This window comes from Streptomyces sp. NPDC021356 (assembly GCF_040641015.1).
GTDB lineage: Bacteria > Actinomycetota > Actinomycetes > Streptomycetales > Streptomycetaceae > Streptomyces.
In genome coordinates this window covers 15478-33416 of the sequence record NZ_JBFACU010000042.1, presented here as the reverse complement: position 1 = coordinate 33416, position 17939 = coordinate 15478, and the positions used below count along the sequence as shown (strand labels likewise).

The following is a 17939-nucleotide window of genomic DNA, read 5'->3' as shown; positions in this document are numbered from 1 at the left end:
GCTTTCCGTCTCGGGAGTGGGCCGCGTTCGAACGCTGCTGTCGAAGGCGGCCCACTCACGAGGCCGTAACCCGGCTCAGACCGGCAGGTACGGGCTCGGTTTGTGGTGCCAGCTGATGTGGAGGGCGTCGCGGGCGCGGGTTGCGGCCACGAAGAGCAGCGAGCGTGCCCGGAGTTCCTCGCGGGCGCAGCGCTGGGGGTCGGTGGTGCGGTAGCGCTCGATCACCGCGGTGCGGGGGATGACGCCGTCGCGGGCTCCGACGATGGCCAGCTTCTGGTATTCGAGGCCCTTGAAACGGTGCATCGTGCCGACGTGCACCTCGCCGTCGCCCTTAGGGCCGTCCTTGGTGAGTTCGGCGACGGTGATCCCCGCCTTGGTGGCCAGGTGGAACATCACCTGGCTGACCATGTCCCGTTCCGCGACGCACACGGCGATGCTGCCGCGCGGGTCGCGGCGCGGGCCGGTGCCGCCGTTGCCCGTCGTGATCTCCTCGCGCCAGGCGGTCAGCGTGGCGGCGAGCCGGTCGAGTTCGTCGTCCCAGGAGACGCAGGGCACCAGGTCGGGCACGGGGCCGCGCAGGACGGAGCGGTACCCGTCGAGGTTGTCGGTGCTGTCGTCGAGGTCGTCGTAGGCGAGTTTCTTGCCGTTGAGGTTCACCACCTGCATGGCCCGGGAGAGGATCTCCTTGGTGGTGCGGTAGCTGAGGGTGAGCCTGGAGGAGCGGCCGCGGATGTGGATGCCGACGGTGCCCAGGGTGACCTGCTGGTCGTAGATGCGCTGGTGCGTGTCGCCGGCGATGAACAGGTCGTCGGTGCCGGGGGCGACCATGGCGCGCAGCATCTTCCAGTGGGCGGCGCGCAGGTCCTGGGCCTCGTCGACCACGATGTGGCGGTAGCGGTGGTGGAGGAAGCGCATACCGGAGCCGTCGTCGCGGTGGATGAGGTCCTTGCCGCCGACGGCTTCCTTGTGCTCGGCCCGGGCCCTGATCTTGGCGTCGCGTTCCATCTCGAGGCGCGCGGCGCGCTCGGCGGCCTGCCCCCAGGTCTCCAGCCCCTCCGTGTCCAGGCGGGCGGTGAACTGCTCCAGGATCTTCCAGATCTGGGCCCGCTCGGGCCGGGTGACGGAACGGCCGCGTCCGGCGCGGCGGGCATCGAAGTACGCCTTCCGGTTGCCGATGGACTGTCCGAGGAGGACCTGGTCCCATTCCTCGTAGAGGAACTCGGCGTCCCAGCGGCGCTCGTCGAGTTCGAGCAGCAACTGGCGCAGCACGTTGAGTGCGGCGCTGTCGTAGACGCGCTGCCTGGCGGCGCCCTTGACGGCGTTCTCGCTGAGGACACGCGCGGCGAGCTGGTCGATGTGGGCGATCTCGACGCGGGCGAGCAGCTCGGGCTCCATCAGCGAGGCGAGCCGGGCGCGCAGGTCGGTGGTGAGGTTCTTCGTGAACGTCGTCAGGAGGATGGGCTTGTTGTGCCCGGGCGGCAGCTGCCGCGCGAGGTGCTCGACCCTGTGCAGGGCGACAATCGTCTTGCCGGTGCCCGGGCCGCCGGAGACGCGGGCCGGGCCGTTGTAGGTGCGGTGGACGAGTTTGGCCTGGGTGGGGTGCAGGAAGACCTTCCAGGCGCGGAAGTCGCCCTCTTCCAGGGCTGCCTGGATGTCGGCGTCGATGGTGGTGACGGTGGTGCGGGCGAGCGCGGCGCCGAGGTCCTGCTCGTAGTCCTGGCCGAGGTGGACCTTGACCGGGGCGGTGATCTCCTTGCGGACCTCATCGAGGGACATGCCGGCGGCGAGCCCGTACAGGATGTCCTTGGACAGCAGCGGCGCGCCGGCGACCAGCTGGTCGAGCTCGTCGCTGCCGGTGACGGCGAGGGCGAGGTCGATGAGCTGGTCGGCGACGCCCAGGTCTCGTAGGTCGCCGGCGGTGACACCTGTGAGCAGGGGTTCGGCGACGGCCGGCGCGGGCTCGGGCGCGGGTTGCGGAGCGGGCTCGGGTTCGGTGGGGGTGAGGGTGATGCCGGCGCGCTGCAGCACGCTCCCGCCCACGACGGAGAGGTCCACGAACTCGATCTCGCCGGTGATCCGGTTGATCGCGACCGAGAGTTCCTCGTAGACGTGCTTGCGGTGGCGTACCGCGATGACGAGCCAGTTCTCCTGGCCCTTGTCGTCGACGCCGGCCCTGGCCAGCAGGGCGCGGTAGGACGGGTCGATCCTTGCGCGGAAGACCCGGCCGTCGCCCTTGAGGGGCTTGAGGTCCAGGCCGGGGTGGTCCGGGTCCTCGCGGAAGCGGTGGCAGAAGTCGTAGAACTTGCCCTTGACCGAGCGGTCGAGCTTGTACAGCTCCTGTTCGGCCTTCTGGTACAGGCTGAGCCGGGCGGTCATGGAATCAAGTCTGCCTTCCGTCGCGGGGAGAGTCGAAGGAGTCGGGCGCGTCGTTGGCGCCGCGCGTTTGCGGAATGTCGGGAAGCGCGCCGACGAGCGAGTCGAGGCGGTCGAGCCAGTCGGCCGCCGTACGGACCGCCCACCCGGCGTCGGCGTAGGCCTGGTCGCGCCGGAGGGCTTCCTCGTCGTCCTCGCCGTGCGGTGCGGCGACGACGGCGACCCGGACACCGGGCTCCTGCCAGGCGAAGTCGGCCTGCCAGCCGCGCTCACCGAGCTCGAAGCCGAAGACGGGGGCCTGCTTGCCGTGGCCGGCGAGCTCGCGGGCGAGCTGTGTGAGCGCCGAATCCGGCTCGTCCTCTTCGAGCAGAGGAAGAATGTCCTCGTCCCAGGCGGCGTCGCGCAACAGCCGGGCGACGGCCTGCTCGGCCACGGAGTCAGCGGCTTCCGCCCCGGAGGCGGTGGCGGCGGGCGCGTCCTGCGCCACCGCAGTCGGCAGTTCCCGCGGCCGGTGGACGGCGATGAGCGAGTCGAGCTCGCCGACGCCGCCGGTGACGGCCAGTACGTCGACGGGGAAGGCGAGTGCACGGCTTCCGGCCAGCTGGACGCCGTCCCCGTCGGCGAACGCGAGGAACTGCAGCAGGTTGGACCAGTACAGCCAGGAACGCCATCGCAGCTTGTGCTCGTCGGTGCCCAGGACCTCGTCACGGTCGTCCAGCACGGCGAGCGCGCTCCACCGCACGGTTTTCGCGTCCTCGCCGTTGCTCGCGTCGACGGTGAAGAGGAGGGGCAGGCCGTACCTGTCGGCCGCCCGGAGCACCAGAACGGCCCCGTCACCCGTGACGGGCTCCGCGGACGACGGCTCCCGGCCCGCGCCGTACGCGTCGAGCGCGGACCTCAGCACCTGGCGGGCCTGGGAGCGGTCCGCCTGCGTCGCCAGGGCGGCGGGCTCGGCCATGAGACCGCCCACCAGAGCCCTGGCACGGCGTCCCCAGCGCTCCTTGCCCGGCTTGCGCAGGTAGGCGAGGAGTGTGTCGACGGGGTTGGCGAACACGGCCTCGGGGAGCTCGGAACGCTCTCCGCCCATCTCCTCGTACCAGTCCTTGGCCGCGTCCTGAGCGCTGCGCGGGTACGGCGACCAGACCGGCTCGGCCTTCGCGGCGTCGCCCTTCTCGAACAGCTCCAGGTCGTCCCAGGTGAGCTGGAAGACGATGTGGTTCCTGCTCCGCAGCTGGTTCCGTTTGTCGCAGTCCGCGGCTATCCGGTTGTGGGCGCGGGTGGCGTGGTAGCGGTGGCCGTCGAGGTAGACGGTGACGTACTCCTTGGGGCCGTCCGTGGACTCGAAGGTGAAGTCGGTACGGGTGAACTCCATGTTCCGCTGCGCGGTGAGCCGCCAGTTGGCGCCCTGGCTGAAGCGCAGGTAGCCGCTGGCTGTCCTGCTCTCCTCCAGTACGGCGTCCTGTTCCCCGCCGGTCCACGTCCGCAGGGCGGCAAGGAACCGGGCCTCCAGATCGGACTCGACCTGCTTGTCCAGGCCGATCAGGTCAGTGCTGGGCAGCTGCGCGACCTTCCACAGGTCGACGGGGTGTCCGTCCTCGTCGAGCACCGGCTCGCCGTCCTGGTCGACGGGGCCCAGCAGGTCGTTGATGATCTGCAGGGCCTCGAGGCGCGAGACGGTGTCCTGGTGCCGTTCCTCGGTGTAGCGGTGCAGGCAGCGGTGGCAGGCGAGCCGGCCCTCGTCGCGGCAGGGGCACTTCAGCAGCGCCCGCCGTGCGTCGGCGAGGGCGGCCCGGAAGTGCGCCGGGTCGGTGAGCCGGTGCAGGTAACCGGTGCCACCGGGCAGGCGGTCGAAGAGCACCAGGAAGTGCCGTGTCTCGCCGGTGGCTTTGTCGGGCATGCGCGCCAGGGTCGAGTCCAGATGCTGGGGGTCACCGCCGAAGTGGTGGTCGACGCCGAGGCGCAGGGCTGCCCTGAAGGAGTGGATCTTCTCGTCGACCAGGACGGTGGCGGCCGGCAGCAGCACTCGCAGCGCCTCGGTGCGCAGCTGGTGGGCGAGCAGCACCGGTTCCTGGGGCACGCCCTGCGGCTTCTTACCCCGACGCAGCGGACACCACGGCTGGTGGTGCTTGAGCTTGGGATTGCGCGCCGCCGCGGAGTCCAGGGCGTCGGTGTCGTGGTCGAAGACGGGCCGCCCGTCGGCGGTCGCCGCGCCGCAGCCCGTGCACACGTGAAAGGGTGCCATCCGCACGCTGTGCCCGGCGAAGTCGTCCTCGGCCTTGGCGTCGAACCGCATCGGGCCGACGTTGATCCGCCGGATGAGTGCCGTGCGGCAGAAGTCGATGCCGAACGTCTGGGCCTGGTGTCGCCAGGAGGTCTTCGGCTCGATGTCCTCCAAGGCGATGTCGACCGCGTCGATCACCGTGTAGTGGCGCTGCTCGCGGTCGTCCTTGTCGTCGCTGATCCGGGCGTCCTCCCGCTTGTCCCGTGAGGTGACGACGACAGGCTCGACGACCTTGTGCAGGCAGGAGCCGTCGTCCGCGATCCGGGCGCTGCGGCATCGTGGGCACGGCGAGCGGTCGTCCTGGGCGTTCTGGGTGCGCACGTACCCGCACTCCTGGCAGAACCGCCACAGCCGCCAGTCGGGATCGGTGGCGGTCCCGATCTCCAGGCCGGTGACCTGGTGCTTGTAGCCGTTGACGTAGAACGTGTTGCCGGGCGCGAACTCGGACAGGGCGTAGCGGCGTGGCCGTTCGTAGGCGCGCGGCTTGGACCTGTACGTCTCCCTGCCGGTCGTCTCGTCGGCGCCGTCGGGCCAGTACAGCGTGGCGTTGAGCGTGGTCGCCGCGTCGATGAGCGCGTAGTTCGGCAGCAGTCCAAGGTCGCACAGGGCCTGCTGGGCGGTGGTGAGTCCGAGCGACAGCAGCCGTTTGCCGACCGACCGGTGTTCGGCGTCCAGCTCGGCCTTCTGCCGGGCCTGGTCGTCGTCGCTGTCGTGCAGTTCGTCGCGTGCCTCGCCGATCATCTTCAACCTGCGGCGCAGTACCTCCTCGCCGCGCCGCCACTGCCGTTCGGCCTCCTCCGCCGCGCTGCGCAGCTTGCGGGTGGCGTAGTCGCGCAGTTCGGCCCGGGCCTGGTCGCTCACTCCGCTGGGGAACAACCCAAGGAACCCGTCGACGAGCTGGTCACCACGGGCGAGGGCGGCCTCGACCAGGTCGGCGAGGTAGCCCGAGGGGCCGAACAGCTCCGGGGCCCGGGGCGGGATCGCGGCCAGGGGCTTGCCGTCGGGACGCGGCAGACGCCCGCGCGCGGCCAGGTCCAGCAGGTGGGCCAGGTACTGGCGGCGCAGGATCTCGATCGCCGACAGATGACTGCCCGGCGGCACGATCCGGCCGGCGATCATCTCACGCGGCTGGTCGAGGAAGTACAGGTCGCGGCGGCTGCGGTCGGGAATAGTCAGCAGGAACGCGTTGCCCGTACGCCGTCCGGCCCGGCCCACCTGCTGGGCGTAGTTGGCGGGCCGGCGCGGCAGCGCGGCCAGCACGACGGCGGACAGGTCGCCGATGTCGATGCCCATCTCCAGGGTGGGCGTGCACGACAGCACGTTGGGATCCTTGAACCCGGTGCCGTGCTTGAACGCCGCCTCGACCCGCTCCCTCTCCGGCCGGGTGAGCATGCCGGTGTGCTCTGCGGTGATCACCTGGTAGGTGCCCGCCTTGCGGTACAGCTGCCGGTAGTAGTCGTCCCGGTGGTTCCGGTCCCGGTGGTGCCTGCCCAGCTCCTCGGGGCGGTTCCCGGCGACCAGGCGGCCCCTGCGGCAGCGGTACGACGGGCAGGGCTGGCCGTGCCACTGGTCCAGCACGTCCGGGTGGACCGTCTGCTCCCAGAAGCAGACCGGGCAGCGCACGAAGGCGTCGTTGACGATGTCGTCGGAGAGGAGCCGCACGTCGATGGCGCCCGGCTGCAGCCCGTAGATCCTCAGACTGCTGTCGGCCGGGGTGCGCACCGACAGCAGTCCGGCCGCCACCAGTTCCGGCAGCAGTCGGTTCCAGAACCCGGCCGTCTGCTCGCGGGGCAGATCCAGGCAGCGCTGCGCCCAGCGCTCGTACCAGGACAGCCGTCCCGTGGCGAAGTCGAACTCGCTCTTGGCCTTGGGCTGGTCGAGGAGGAACACCGGCGCCGCGACGCCCCTGGGGAAGGCGCGCATGCCGACCGGCCGCCTGCCCCAGATGAAGTAGCGGCTGGTCCCGGCCTCCTTCAGGTAGCCGTCCAGCCACTTGTGGCCGATCGCGCCCCTGGTGCGCAGCCGCTCCAGGAAGATCCGCAGGAACGCCAGGTAGCGGGCGTCGTCCTGTTCGACGGGCGGCAGCCCGCCGCGTCGGCCCTCCTCGGCCAGATGCGCGGCCTTGACGAGCGCGACCGCCGCCGCCACGCCAGCGATGCGCACCTGGGCCGCCGCCGTACGGGTCAGCTCCAGGGTCCGGCCGTTGCGGGAGCGGAAGCCGAACTCCATCAGGGCCTCGAACGCGAAGCGCTCACCGATCAGGTTCCACGTCCTGCGGTCGCCGCCTCGTCCCTGGCCGGACAGCAGCCGTTGGACGCCCGCGATGTCGTGCAGGTCGGTCGGGACGACGGCGGCGAGCGTCGTACGGTCGGTGGTGGCCGCGACGACGTCCGCGATCAGGTCGTTGAGCGCGGTCGGCCGGTCCTCGGACAGGTGCTTCTTGAACAGGGCCCGCAGCGAGAAGGTGTACGAGCGGGAAGCCACGAACCCGGCCCGGTGCGCGGCGTCCTGCACCGAGTCGTTGAACATCAGCGTCTTCCCCTCGCCCTGCTCCTCGTCCATCTCACCCCCCGTGAACAGCTGGGTGACCGAGGCCGCCGCGAGCGCCGCCGCACCGGTGCCGAGGAAGCGGATCGCGTTGCGCGACCCGCACGCCGGGCACCAGTCCTCCTCGGCTGCCGTGTTCGCCGTCTCGCCCAGGTTCACCAGGACGAAGGCGGAGTCGCCGGCGGCCGGGCGCGGCTGTCCGGTCGAGGGCTCGTAGTCCCTGACGGGATCGGGCAGCCGCAGTTTCCGGTTCGGTCCGTCCAGCACGCGTAACTGCCCGCCCCGGCCCGAGGAGAGTACGGACGTGCCGCGTCCGCCGTCCGTGCCGCGTCCGGCCGAGGCCATCGGCGCGGCGCCGGAGCCCTCGCGCGCCTCGGCGTCCGTCGCCGCGATCAGGTTGCGCACCCGCATCTTGTCCTGGCTGACCGAGGCCCGCCGGATCTTGTGCGAGTCGACCTGGACGTGGGTGTCGTCCGTCTCCGGGGAGAACACCGCCCAGCCCGAACGCCCGCAGTCACGGCAGTACACGGCGGGCAGGAACAGGTTCGAGGCCTGGCCCGCCGTCGCCGTGGTGACCGGCGCCGTCCGGGCGTGCTGGTCACCCTGCCGGTCCGACGCACCGGCCGCGTCCCACTGGAACTCAGCCTTCGGCCACGGCAGCACGCCCCGTACGAGGCGGGAGACCGAGCGGGCCCACTGGTGCACCTCGATCTGAACCAGGGGCCGCGGACGCTCCGGCGTCGACTCGGGATCGCGGGCGACGGCCAGCAGCGCGACGAAGCGGGCGAGGGCGGAGGCGGCGACCTCCGGCCGCTCGGTGATCGTCTTGCCCCACGAACGCGCGCCCTTGCGCCACATCAGGTCGAGCACTTCGCCGGTGGTGCGGACCTCGCCGTCGAGCGCCTGCATGACGGCGGAGGTGAGTGTCTGCCGCTTCAGGTTCCGGCCCAGCAGGAACGGGTCCAAATCGCGGGTGCCGGTCAGTGTCTCGACGAGCTGGGCCAACTCATCGTCGCCGAGGGACGGATCGGGTAGCAGCGCCAGCTCGTCGGGGGAGGGATCCGGCAGCGCCGGATCGAAGTCGCCCGGCGGGAGAAACTCGTCGACGCTCTGCCGGTCCTCACCGATGATCGCGTCCGCCGTGAACTCGGTCCCGAACACCTGGGTGGCGACGTCGAGGAGCTGGCGCACCCCGTCCCCGTCCGTGCCGGAGGCGAGCGTCGCAGACGTGGCGACCGGACAGATCCGCCCCAGCGGGTTCCCCGGCTCCGACGCCCCGACGGCTGCGGCCAGACGCCGCAGCAGCATCGCCACGTCGGTGCCCTGGGCGCCGTCGTAGGTGTGGAACTCGTCCACGACGACGTACCTGATGTCCGCGCCGCTCCACAGCGCGGCATCTGGGGAGCGCTGGAGGAGCAGGTCCAGCATCTTGTAGTTCGTGATCAGGATGTCCGGCGGCGACACCCACATGTCGGAACGGCGGGTGTAGACCCGGTCGTACTTCGTCTCCGCCCGGTCGCCGATGTACAGACCGGCGCGGAGCTTGCCGAGATCGGCGTCATGCTCACACAGCAGGTCGTTGATGCGCTGCGCCTGGTCGGTGGCGAGCGCGTTCATCGGGTACAGGAAGACGGCCTTGATCCCGTTGTTCCCCGCGTCGCGCTCGCGCGCGCAGTGGTCCAGGACCGGGTAGAGGAACGACTCGGTCTTGCCGGAGCCGGTACCGGTCGTGACGAGGGTCGGCCGCGGGGTCCGTCCACGTGCGGACGACAGCCGCTGGAACGCCTTGGCCTGGTGGGCGTACGGGGTCCAGCCGTCCGTTCGCCGCCAGTCCAGCAGCTCCTTCCAGGAGTCGTCGGCCCGCGTGAACGGCGTCCGTATCCGCAGGAACGGCCCCCGGAACATCCCGGAGGTCTCGTCCCCGAGGAACCGGTGCAGCGACTCCCGGGCGCCCTCGTCGGTCAGCGCGTAGGTCGTCGACAGATACTGGAGCAGGCTCTCCTTGAGCCCCTGTGCCTCGAGTGTCGGCCTCACGGGGTGGGCACCTCCTGCTTCACCGGGTCCCACTCGCCCCGGGCGACGGCGTCGTCCAGCCGCTGCTGGAAGTAGGCGTGCGCTTCGCGCATCTCCTTCTCCCGCTCGGCCTTGTAGAAGGGGGCGGTGTAGCCGTCGGGGACGGGATTGGTGTCGGGGTCGGCGAGGTACGTCTCGAACTGGCCCCAAGTCTCTTTGGTCTGCCGCTGTCCGATGGTGCGGGCGTTGCCGGCGAGCTTCCAGCCCTCGGCGTCGAACCAGGTCACGGCCTCGTATTTTTGCAGCACGGGAAAGCGGCCCCGGTAGGCGGCGATGAGCGCGTCGGCGTCCATGCCGAGCCAGACAGCGACCAGGGCGTCGATCTCGACGAGGGCGGAGCGGCGGGCGCGTTCGGTACGGAGAGGGGTGTCCGTGCGCCAGTCGGGGGTCACGTCGTGGAGCGGGCGCAGGCCGGGCCAGGGGAGGGCCCAGGGTTCGTGGGCGGCCCAGGTGGGGTCGTACAGCTCCCGCCAGAGGTCGGCGTAAGCGGTGGTGAGGCAGTTGAGACGGAGGGTGCGCAGGAGCAGAGCGGAGGCCAGTGGGTGGTGTCGGTGAGGCGCGGGCATCGCCTTTGCGGCGCTGACGAGCAGGTTGGTGCGTCCGGTGGCACGCAAGAAATAGTCAAGCGGAAGTGCGGCCCAAAAGCCCGCGACTAGCGCTGTGTGTCTGATCGTCTCCATGCGCAAGCTGTGCACTGCGTGCACGTGACTGGTGCCAGGCGGGACAAGTGCTGCGTACAAGGCGCGTTCGGTATCCGGAGCGATCATGCACCGCCAGACCATGCGGTAAAAAGTGGCATACCGTCGCCGTGATCGCTCGACGAGCAGAGCGTCAATCTTGAGGGGATCCGCTTCATCGCGCGGTACGCGGTCAGCATGTGCGACCTGTTGGCGTGCGCGGTCAAGTGCTCTTTCGTCTGATCTGAGTCTCGTGAGTGCCACTTGGTCGATCCAGCGATCCTGAGCTCTCAAATATGCCTGGCTGCGTCCCTTTGCCCGCACATACTGCGTGTCGGGCACGAAGTCCGCAGGGAGGGCTACCAAATCAGCCCCATAGGGATCGTTAGTGCTGGCGTCGTGGCGCTTGAAGATGGGAGTGGCGACGCTGATCTGCGTGCCCTTGAGGATCACATGCCGCCAGCCGTCCGGCTGATACTCCAGACCAGTGGAGGCATCCGGACGGTTGTAGTCGATCAGGTTGTCCTTCTTCGCTCCACTCTCGTCGTAACCACGTGTCATCTGCGGCCCGAGTGCGCGCAACCGCAGAGGATAATCCGCCAACGCTCCAATCGCGCTGGCTTCCGCTGTGCTCACAGGGAACAGCAACCGAGCTCGCTCGACCGGTTCGTCTTCTTCGTCCAGCAGGTGCTGCCAGACGGCCAGCAAATCCGTATCAACGCGGACGACCCGTGACAGATGAGGCCGCTCGTCGAACTCACCATTCCGGTAACGGATGCCGGGTACCTCGCCACTGCCGTCATGCTCGTCAGAGAATCGCAGGGCGTCAGCCGACACCAGCCAGGACAGGTGGTCAAACCGGATTTTCTGCTGGCGGCCGTATACGTGCACACCGAAGTGCGTGGTATGCCCAACAGGCTTGGGGAAGAACCTCCAGACCGCGTTGACGAAGTCACCGTGAATGCGAAGTCGCTGGTAAGCGGCTTCTCGCAGCGCACCTTCCTTGTCGCCGGTGAAGTGTGTGTCGGGGTGAACAAGCCCCGTCGTCCCCCATGCCGACGCGTGAGCCCACACCTGGCACATGAAAGCGCGGTACAGGTCCGGCTGCGTGCCGGTCAGTAGGGGATAGACCTGCGAGGCCCCGAAGACCGCGACCTGCCCGCTGACGTTGGTCAACTCGTCCAGCACGTACTGACGCGCCTTCGGCAGCCGCAGAAGTTCCGCCCGCCGCTCCTCCTTCTCTGCTGTCGACGCCCGTTCCGTGAGTTCGAACCACGGCTCGTGCTCCGCCAGTACCGAACCCTCGTTCCACCGGGGCCGCACCCATGGCGGGTTACCCACCTGCAGGTCAAACCCACCGCCCTGCGCGAAGACGAGGGCGAAGTCCAGCTCCCAGTGTAGGAAACCCTGCTCCTCCGCGACGTTGGTGACCGTGTGCATCCAGGGAAAACGGGTCTCCGGGTCCGCGAGGTCCATCCCCATCAGGTGGGGGAGGTTCTTCTCGAAGTCCTTGAGCGCGTCCAGGTTGTCGAACTCGGTGACCAGGTTCTGCTCGTCCGGATCGACGGTGCCCAGGAGGGCCTCAAGGAACTCCAGCCAGTCGTCCAGCTCGGCCAGAGGGATAGTGTTCCGCCACGTCCGCTGCTTGGACTGCTTCGGCGTACCGTGCTTGGACCGACCGGTCGCCTCCACCGTCTGCAGGGCGATGAGGGGCTCGTCCTCCCCCACGGCGGACACCAGCGTCTCCTGCGTCGGCCCCGACGCGAACAGCATAGTCTGCTCGGTGAAGCGCGGCCCCGGCACCGTCGCCGCCGCACCCTCGCCGCCCCTGTCCGCGTCCCCGCCGACCAGCGGCACACCTAGCAGGTCACCCAGCGCGTCGAGGGAAGCCACCGCCGGCACCGTGTCGTCGTACACGCCGTCCGTGCCGTCCAGCAGGGACGCCTGGTCGGCCGGCCAGAACCACAGGGCGCACCACGCGTCCATGACCTTCTTCAGGCGCCAGTACGGCGTCTCGGTCGCGAGGAACAGGTCCGTCATGACCTGCTCCTTCGGCACCGCACCTGCCGCCGTGCGCAGGAAGCCGTACTCGGGGTCGTCCGGCCCGGCGCCCCACACGTCGATCTTCCGCGCGATCGCCGCCTCGGAGAGCCGCATGCGCTTGGTGACGAGCGACCACAGGAACTCCGCCCGCTTGGCCGCGTCCCGCAGCCGGGTGAACTGGGAGGGCGCTTCCTTCCTCGGCCTGCCCGCCTTGTCGAGCTTGGGCGTACCGTCCTTGTTCAGGTGCGCGGTGCTGCGCTTCGGTCGCTGGAGGACGCCCTTCTTCCAGGCGGCGAGCTGCGCCACCTGGTCCTTGGCGAGTTCCTTGGCCTCCTTGGAGCCGGTCACCGCCGCCCACCCGGGACTCGGCAGCAGGAACTGGTGCACCGCGTCCTCGGGCAGCGGCTGCGGCTTGCCGTCCTGGAGGAACGGCAGCGGCGTCGGCGCCAGGGTGTTCTTCGCCGCGAGCCAGGCCTTCGCCGGGGAGACGACGTCGTCGCCCGCGTACACCGCCCGCCGTCCGCCGATCAGGGAGTTGCCGCGCCGCAGGTGGAGCCCGAACCACGGTGCCCGCATGCCCGGGTGCATGGTGTTGAGCCACAGGGAGACCTCGGCCAGTTCCACGCCCGTGGCGTTGAGGTCGACGCCGTAGGCGTTGTGCAGGGCGACGTACGCCTTGACCTTCTGCTTCTCGGTCAGCGCGGCCGCGGCCGGGATGGAGACGCCCAGCTCGTCCTGGCGGCGGCGCAGGTACTCCTCGGCGACCTGGTTGATCGCCTCGTTGAGGAACGCGCCGGAGCCCAGCGCGGGCTCGCAGATCTTGTACTTCAGCAGCTCCGAGGCCCGCGTCCGGACGACCTCGCCGTTGTCGTCGCGCTCCTGGTCGAGGAGGTGCTTGAGTGCCAGCTCGACGGTGACCTTGGTCAGGGACTCGGGGGTGTAGTACGAGGCGGACGTCTCGCGGTCGCGGCCGGCCAGCCGGTAGACGAACTCGCCCACCTTGTACTTCTTCGGGCCGCGCAGGCCCTTGACCGCGTCGTGCTCGTCGTACTCGACCCAGGTCTTCTCCGGGTACTCCTTCAGACGGTGCGCAGGCACCAGCCAGGAGCCCTTCTCCGGGTCGCCGCCCTTGGCGACCTCGGACAGTTCCTCCTCGGCGATGATGCCGGTGTACGACATCAGGCCCTCGTACACGGCGCCGAGCTGGTTGATGCCGAGATTGCGGTAGGAGATGAAGCCGCCGCGTTCCCCGCGCCGCTTGGCCTTCTTCATGGTCAGCAGCCTCAGCACCTCGTGCAGGGCGCTGTTGCGCAGTCGGAGGTCCAGCCACTTCGGCTCGGTGTCCTCGTCGCTGCGGGGGTCGAGGACGCCCCGGCCGATCAGCCGGATGGACTTCGGCTCGAAGAGTTCGCTGCGCAGCGGCTCGAAGCGCAGGCCGCGGTCCTCGCTGCGCCGCTTGGCCTTGAGCTTGCGGGTCTCCTCGTCGTCGTCCGGCAGCTCGTCGTCGGGCTCGGTGCCGTAGGGGCGGTGGCCGCGGTTGACCTTGTTGAACAGGACGTCGAGGGAGGCGAAGAGGTGGAATCCCTTCCGGGCCTCCTCCTCGACGAGCTGCTCGTCGCGCTCGACGAGTTCCCGCAGCCGCGCCACCGAGTAGCCGGCCTCGTAGGTGCCGTCGTCGGCGGGCAGGATGCCCAGCTCCGGGCGGGCCTCGGCGTACAGCAGGAACAGGATGCGGTAGAGGTAGCGGAGCGATTCGCGGGTCAGTTCCTTGGCGAACGGCAGCTTCGGGTCCTCGATCTGACGAGGCTCGACGTCGGCCTGGTCGAGCCGGGCCAGGACCTCGTTGGCGATGATCTCGACCGAGCGCTGCAGTCCGTCGCGCAGTTCCCCGGAGACGCCGACCGCGTTGTCGCGGGAGGCCTTGATCAGGGCGTCGATGCCCGGTCCCTTGCCGTCCTCGGCGGGGGCGAGCATCTCGTGGCTGAGCAGGGCGGCGATGGTGGCCAGTTCGCCGCCCTGCTTGCGGTCGTTGCGCTCCAGTGCGGCGTCGAGGTTGGCGGCCAGGAAGCGGCCCTCGCCCCACACTTGACGGTCAGCCAGGACGAGGACGCCGCCGCACAGCAGCAGCACGAAGCGGGGCGGCTTCCCACCGGGCTCGCCCAGCTCGCTCTGGAAAAGCCAGGTGGCGAGGGACTGGCCGGTCTCGTAGACCTCGCTGCCGCTCACCCGCAGCGGGTGCAGCAACCGGCCGGGGCCGTCCGCGTCCAGGGCGGTGTCGTTCCCGGCGACCCATCCGCACTCGACGGCCACGATGCCGTCACCGTGCCAGGCCGCGGCCACGGTGTGCTCGCGTCCGGCGCGGTGGACGGTCAGCTGCCGCCGCGCGGCGCCGCCGGGGAATCCGAGGGCCCCGAGCACCTTGTCGTGCCAGGCGCCGAGCCGCTCGCACCAGTCGCCGTCGTTGTAGGTGTTGAGGCGGGCCCCGGCGGCGGCGCTGTTCTCGTCGGCGTCGTCCTCGGCGTCGAGTTTGGCGCGCTCGGCGAAGAAGTTGCGGAACTCCTCCGACAGGTAGGTGCCGCGCAGGGCGCGCAGCATCTCCCTCGGCGTGGAACGGGGGTCCTTCTCGTCGGTCTCGCGGCCCGTCCAGGTGGCGAGGAGCCCCTTCTTGAGGTCCTGGCCCAACTGCTCGGCGAAGTAGTGCGCCGACAGGTACTCGCCGCGGTTGGAGAAGGAGTCGAAGTCGGTGCTCATCGGGTGGTGTCTCCAGCGGCGGCGGACAGGGGCTCCAGGACGCACAGCAGGCGCAGCATGGGTGCCCCGGAGGTCTTCAGTGACTTGATCAGCGTCTTGCGGCGGCTCGCCGTGAGGTTCACGTCGTTGCGGCCCTTCGCCGAGCGGGCGGAGGCGAAGAGGGCGTCCTGCTGCCATCGCGTCACGCGCTTCTCGTACGGGGTGAGCATCTCCTCGATCCGGCGCGCGTACTCCGTCTCCTGCTCGTGCAGGTACTGCGCGGCCTCGTCGACCGCCTGTGGAACGAGTCGTTGCAGCGCCTCGCGCTCCTCCCGGGGGACGGCGCGGCCGGGCATCTTCGGACCGACGCCGCACGCGTCGAGGAAGGCCGCGTCCATGCGTACGACGCGGGGCGCGTCGGGCAGGCCGACGACGGCCATCCACTCCACCACGGTGGGACGGCCCAGGGCGTTGGAGTGGATGCCCTGCACCAGGTAGACCGGGCCGGTCAGCTCGGCCGGCAGGCGGGGGTCCAGCTTGGCCGCCGCGATGGCGCCGGGACGGTACGCGAGGACGAAAGCCTCGTCGTGACGCAGAGACGCCAGTGCCTTGTCGGTCACCCAGTCCAGCACGGGATGCACGTCCGAGACGTAACCGACGTTGGGCCACTGGGTCTTGGAGGACTCGCGGGCCACCTTCAGCCGCTGCTCGCCGAGCCGCTTGTCGAAGGTGATCCGGAGCCGGCCGGGGGCCTTGCTCGTGGGCAGGATGTTCTGCTCGGTCAGGTACGACTTGGGCAGCGCCTTGAAGCGGTACTGGAGGTCGGCCGGCGGCTCGAACGCGATGGTGCCGTCGTCCTCGTGGCGCAGCTTGAGCTCGTTGTCCGCCCCGGTCGGGCAGATCTGGCGCAGAGCCTCCTCGAAGTACGCGGAGGTGGAGCGGAACACGCTCGGGACCGTCGCGTACGCGATGTCGTCCTGGGCCGACTTGGCGCCGATGTTGCCCATCATCCTGCTGAGCATCGACGGGGCACTGCCGCTGGACCGCTTGATGGACTCCTCCACGGTGCGGCCGGCCAGCAGGTCGCGGGTGAGGCGGTTCTCCTCCTCCTGCGCCCGGTACAGGCCGGTGACCGCCTCGGCCGAGCCGTCGATCCGGTGCGCCTCCTCCTCGCGCTCGAGGAGCTTGGCCCCGACCAGCCGGTCGTCGAGCGGCAGGGGCTCGCCGGTCTCCGGGGCGCGGCGCCACTCCACGTCGCTGGTGAGGACCAGGGCGCGGAACTGCGGCTTCTCCTTCTGTCCGTAGCGGTCCACACGGCCGTTGCGCTGCTCGATACGGATCAGCGACCAGGGCAGGTCGTAGTGGATGAGCTGGTGGCATTCCTGGTGGAGGTTGACGCCCTCGGAGGCGACGTCGCCCGTGAACAGGATGCGCACCGGGTCGTCGCGCAGCCCGAACTTCTCGACGATCCGCTTCTGCTCGTCCTCGTTGGTGGCCTCGCCGTGCATCACCTGCACCGCTCCGCCGTACGCCAGCCAGGGCCGGTTCTTCTTGTCGCCCGACTCGACAGAGCCGCTCTTCTGGAACCCGAGCCGGGCGGGGACGGCCTCGGCGAGCCATGTCAGCGTGGGTATTCGCTCGGAGAAGACGACGACGCGGGCGTCCGAGTCCGGGCCGACACCGATCTTCTTGAGCTGTTCGACCAGTGCGTCCAGCTTCGCCGAGTCCTCGTCACCGATCTCGCCGACCAGCCGCTCCAGTTCCACGATCGCCTCGCGCTCGACTCGCAGGGCGGCCTCGCGGGCGGCCAGGTCCTCGCCCTTCCTCACCTTCGTGGGCCCGGCCAGGTAGCGGCGCCGCGCCTCCAGCGACTTCTGGAGCGCCTTGTGCGAGGAGAGGAAGGCCTTGAAGAAGTTGTAGGCGGCGAGCGGGTCCGCGCAGACCGAGGAAGCGGCCGGGTCGCGCGGGATCCAGTGGGCAGCGAGCTCCTCGAAGACCGCGCGCTCCTTCTCGGTGGCCTGCGCGGGGACGGGCTCGGACGGGCCGCGGTCGGCCCACACCCCCTTGAGGGAGTCCCGCACCTCCTTGTCCGTCTTGGTGCGCCGGATGTAGAGGTGGTCCAGGTCCTTCACCTCGTACTCCGAGGTGTTCGCGATCGCGGCCTCGTCCAGCATCTTGATCAACTCGGCGAACGACTCGGTCTCGCCGTTGTGCGGAGTTGCCGAGGCGAGGATCAGCGCGTCGGTGCGGCGGGCCAGCAGGCGGGCGAGGTCGTTGTTCTTCGTACCGCGGTTGACCAGGTTGTGGGACTCATCGATCACGACGGCGTCCCACTCGGTGGAGTCCAGGTGGTGGGCGTACACGTCGCTCTTGAGCGTGTCCACGGAAATGATCGCCCGCTTGAAGTACGCGAACGGATTCCGCCCCGCAGGGATGTCCTGCTGGATGCGCTGGATGCCAGTGGAGTCGAGCCGGACGAGTGGGATGGAGAACCGGGTCCACAGCTCGCGCTGGAACTGTTCCAGGACGTGGGCCGGCGTGACCACGAGGATGCGCTCGCCCCGCCCGCGCCGGATCAGTTCGGCCAGCAGGATCCCGATCTCCAGCGTCTTGCCAAGGCCCACCACGTCCGCGATGAGCACGCGCGGCTGCGGGTTCTTCATCGAGAGGGCGAGTTCGGCGGGCCGCAGCTGGTGGGCCTGCCTGTCCATCAGGAAGCTGTCGGCCAGCGCGAGTCCGTGCTCGGTCTGGGGCAGCGCCGTCTTGCGGATCACGGCCTCCAGGTAGAGGCGCGCCTTGCGGTGGTTGGGGGAGTCGTCGCAGACCAGCTCGGTCTTGCGCGGATCGAGCACCTGGATGTCGTCGAGCAGGCTGTAGAAGACGGCGTCGGTGCCCCGTACGAACGAGGAGACGCCGGTGACCTCCACCATCCATCCGTCCCGCGCGGTGGGCGCGACCTTTCGGACGAGCCACTGCTCGTCACGGACCCGGACCTGGGCGCCCGGGGCATAGGCGACCGCTCCGCCCCCCGGCCGTGCCACGTCCCCCGACGCGTCGAGCGCGAGTCCGTCCTCGCTCACGACGTCGAGCGCGCCCTGGCCGTCACCGGCCTCCGTAACGGTGGCCACGTGCTGCTGCATTACCCGCCCCTTGATGTTCCTGAACGGCCGTCATATACGGACCGTCCGCATCCCTGCTGCCTGCACTTATCGCAC

Annotated in this window: 4 protein-coding genes; all 4 read right to left on the bottom strand. The window is 69.8% G+C overall.

The window, feature by feature from the left end:
* Positions 1-75: 75 nt before the first annotated feature.
* From AB0G56_RS36205 to AB0G56_RS36190, 4 genes are read right to left on the bottom strand one after another with little or no spacing between them, the layout of a single operon-like run.
* The gene (locus AB0G56_RS36205) at positions 76-2376 is read right to left on the bottom strand and encodes a UvrD-helicase domain-containing protein (protein ID WP_360978585.1); all 2301 of its coding nucleotides are present in this window, start codon (positions 2374-2376) and stop codon (positions 76-78) included.
* A gap of 4 nt (positions 2377-2380) precedes the next feature.
* Positions 2381-9235: a DEAD/DEAH box helicase gene (locus AB0G56_RS36200; protein WP_360978582.1), complete on the bottom strand. Its 6855-nt coding sequence runs from the start codon at positions 9233-9235 to the stop codon at positions 2381-2383.
* A complete protein-coding gene (locus tag AB0G56_RS36195) occupies positions 9232-14745 on the bottom strand; it encodes a hypothetical protein (protein ID WP_360978579.1) in 5514 nt (1837 codons plus the stop codon). The genes AB0G56_RS36200 and AB0G56_RS36195 overlap by 4 nt, the downstream gene beginning before the upstream one ends.
* Complete coding sequence (locus AB0G56_RS36190) at positions 14742-17864, bottom strand: DEAD/DEAH box helicase (protein ID WP_360978576.1); 3123 nt, start codon at positions 17862-17864, stop codon at positions 14742-14744. The genes AB0G56_RS36195 and AB0G56_RS36190 overlap by 4 nt, the downstream gene beginning before the upstream one ends.
* Positions 17865-17939 lie beyond the last annotated feature (75 nt).

What these genes read in the sequence shown, in the direction of transcription:
- AB0G56_RS36195 (WP_360978579.1), bottom strand. Translation starts at nt 14,745, where the DNA reads ATGAGCACCGACTTCGACTCCTTCTCCAACCGCGGCGAGTACCTGTCG.
- AB0G56_RS36205 (WP_360978585.1), bottom strand. Translation starts at nt 2,376, where the DNA reads ATGACCGCCCGGCTCAGCCTGTACCAGAAGGCCGAACAGGAGCTGTAC.
- AB0G56_RS36190 (WP_360978576.1), bottom strand. Translation starts at nt 17,864, where the DNA reads ATGCAGCAGCACGTGGCCACCGTTACGGAGGCCGGTGACGGCCAGGGC.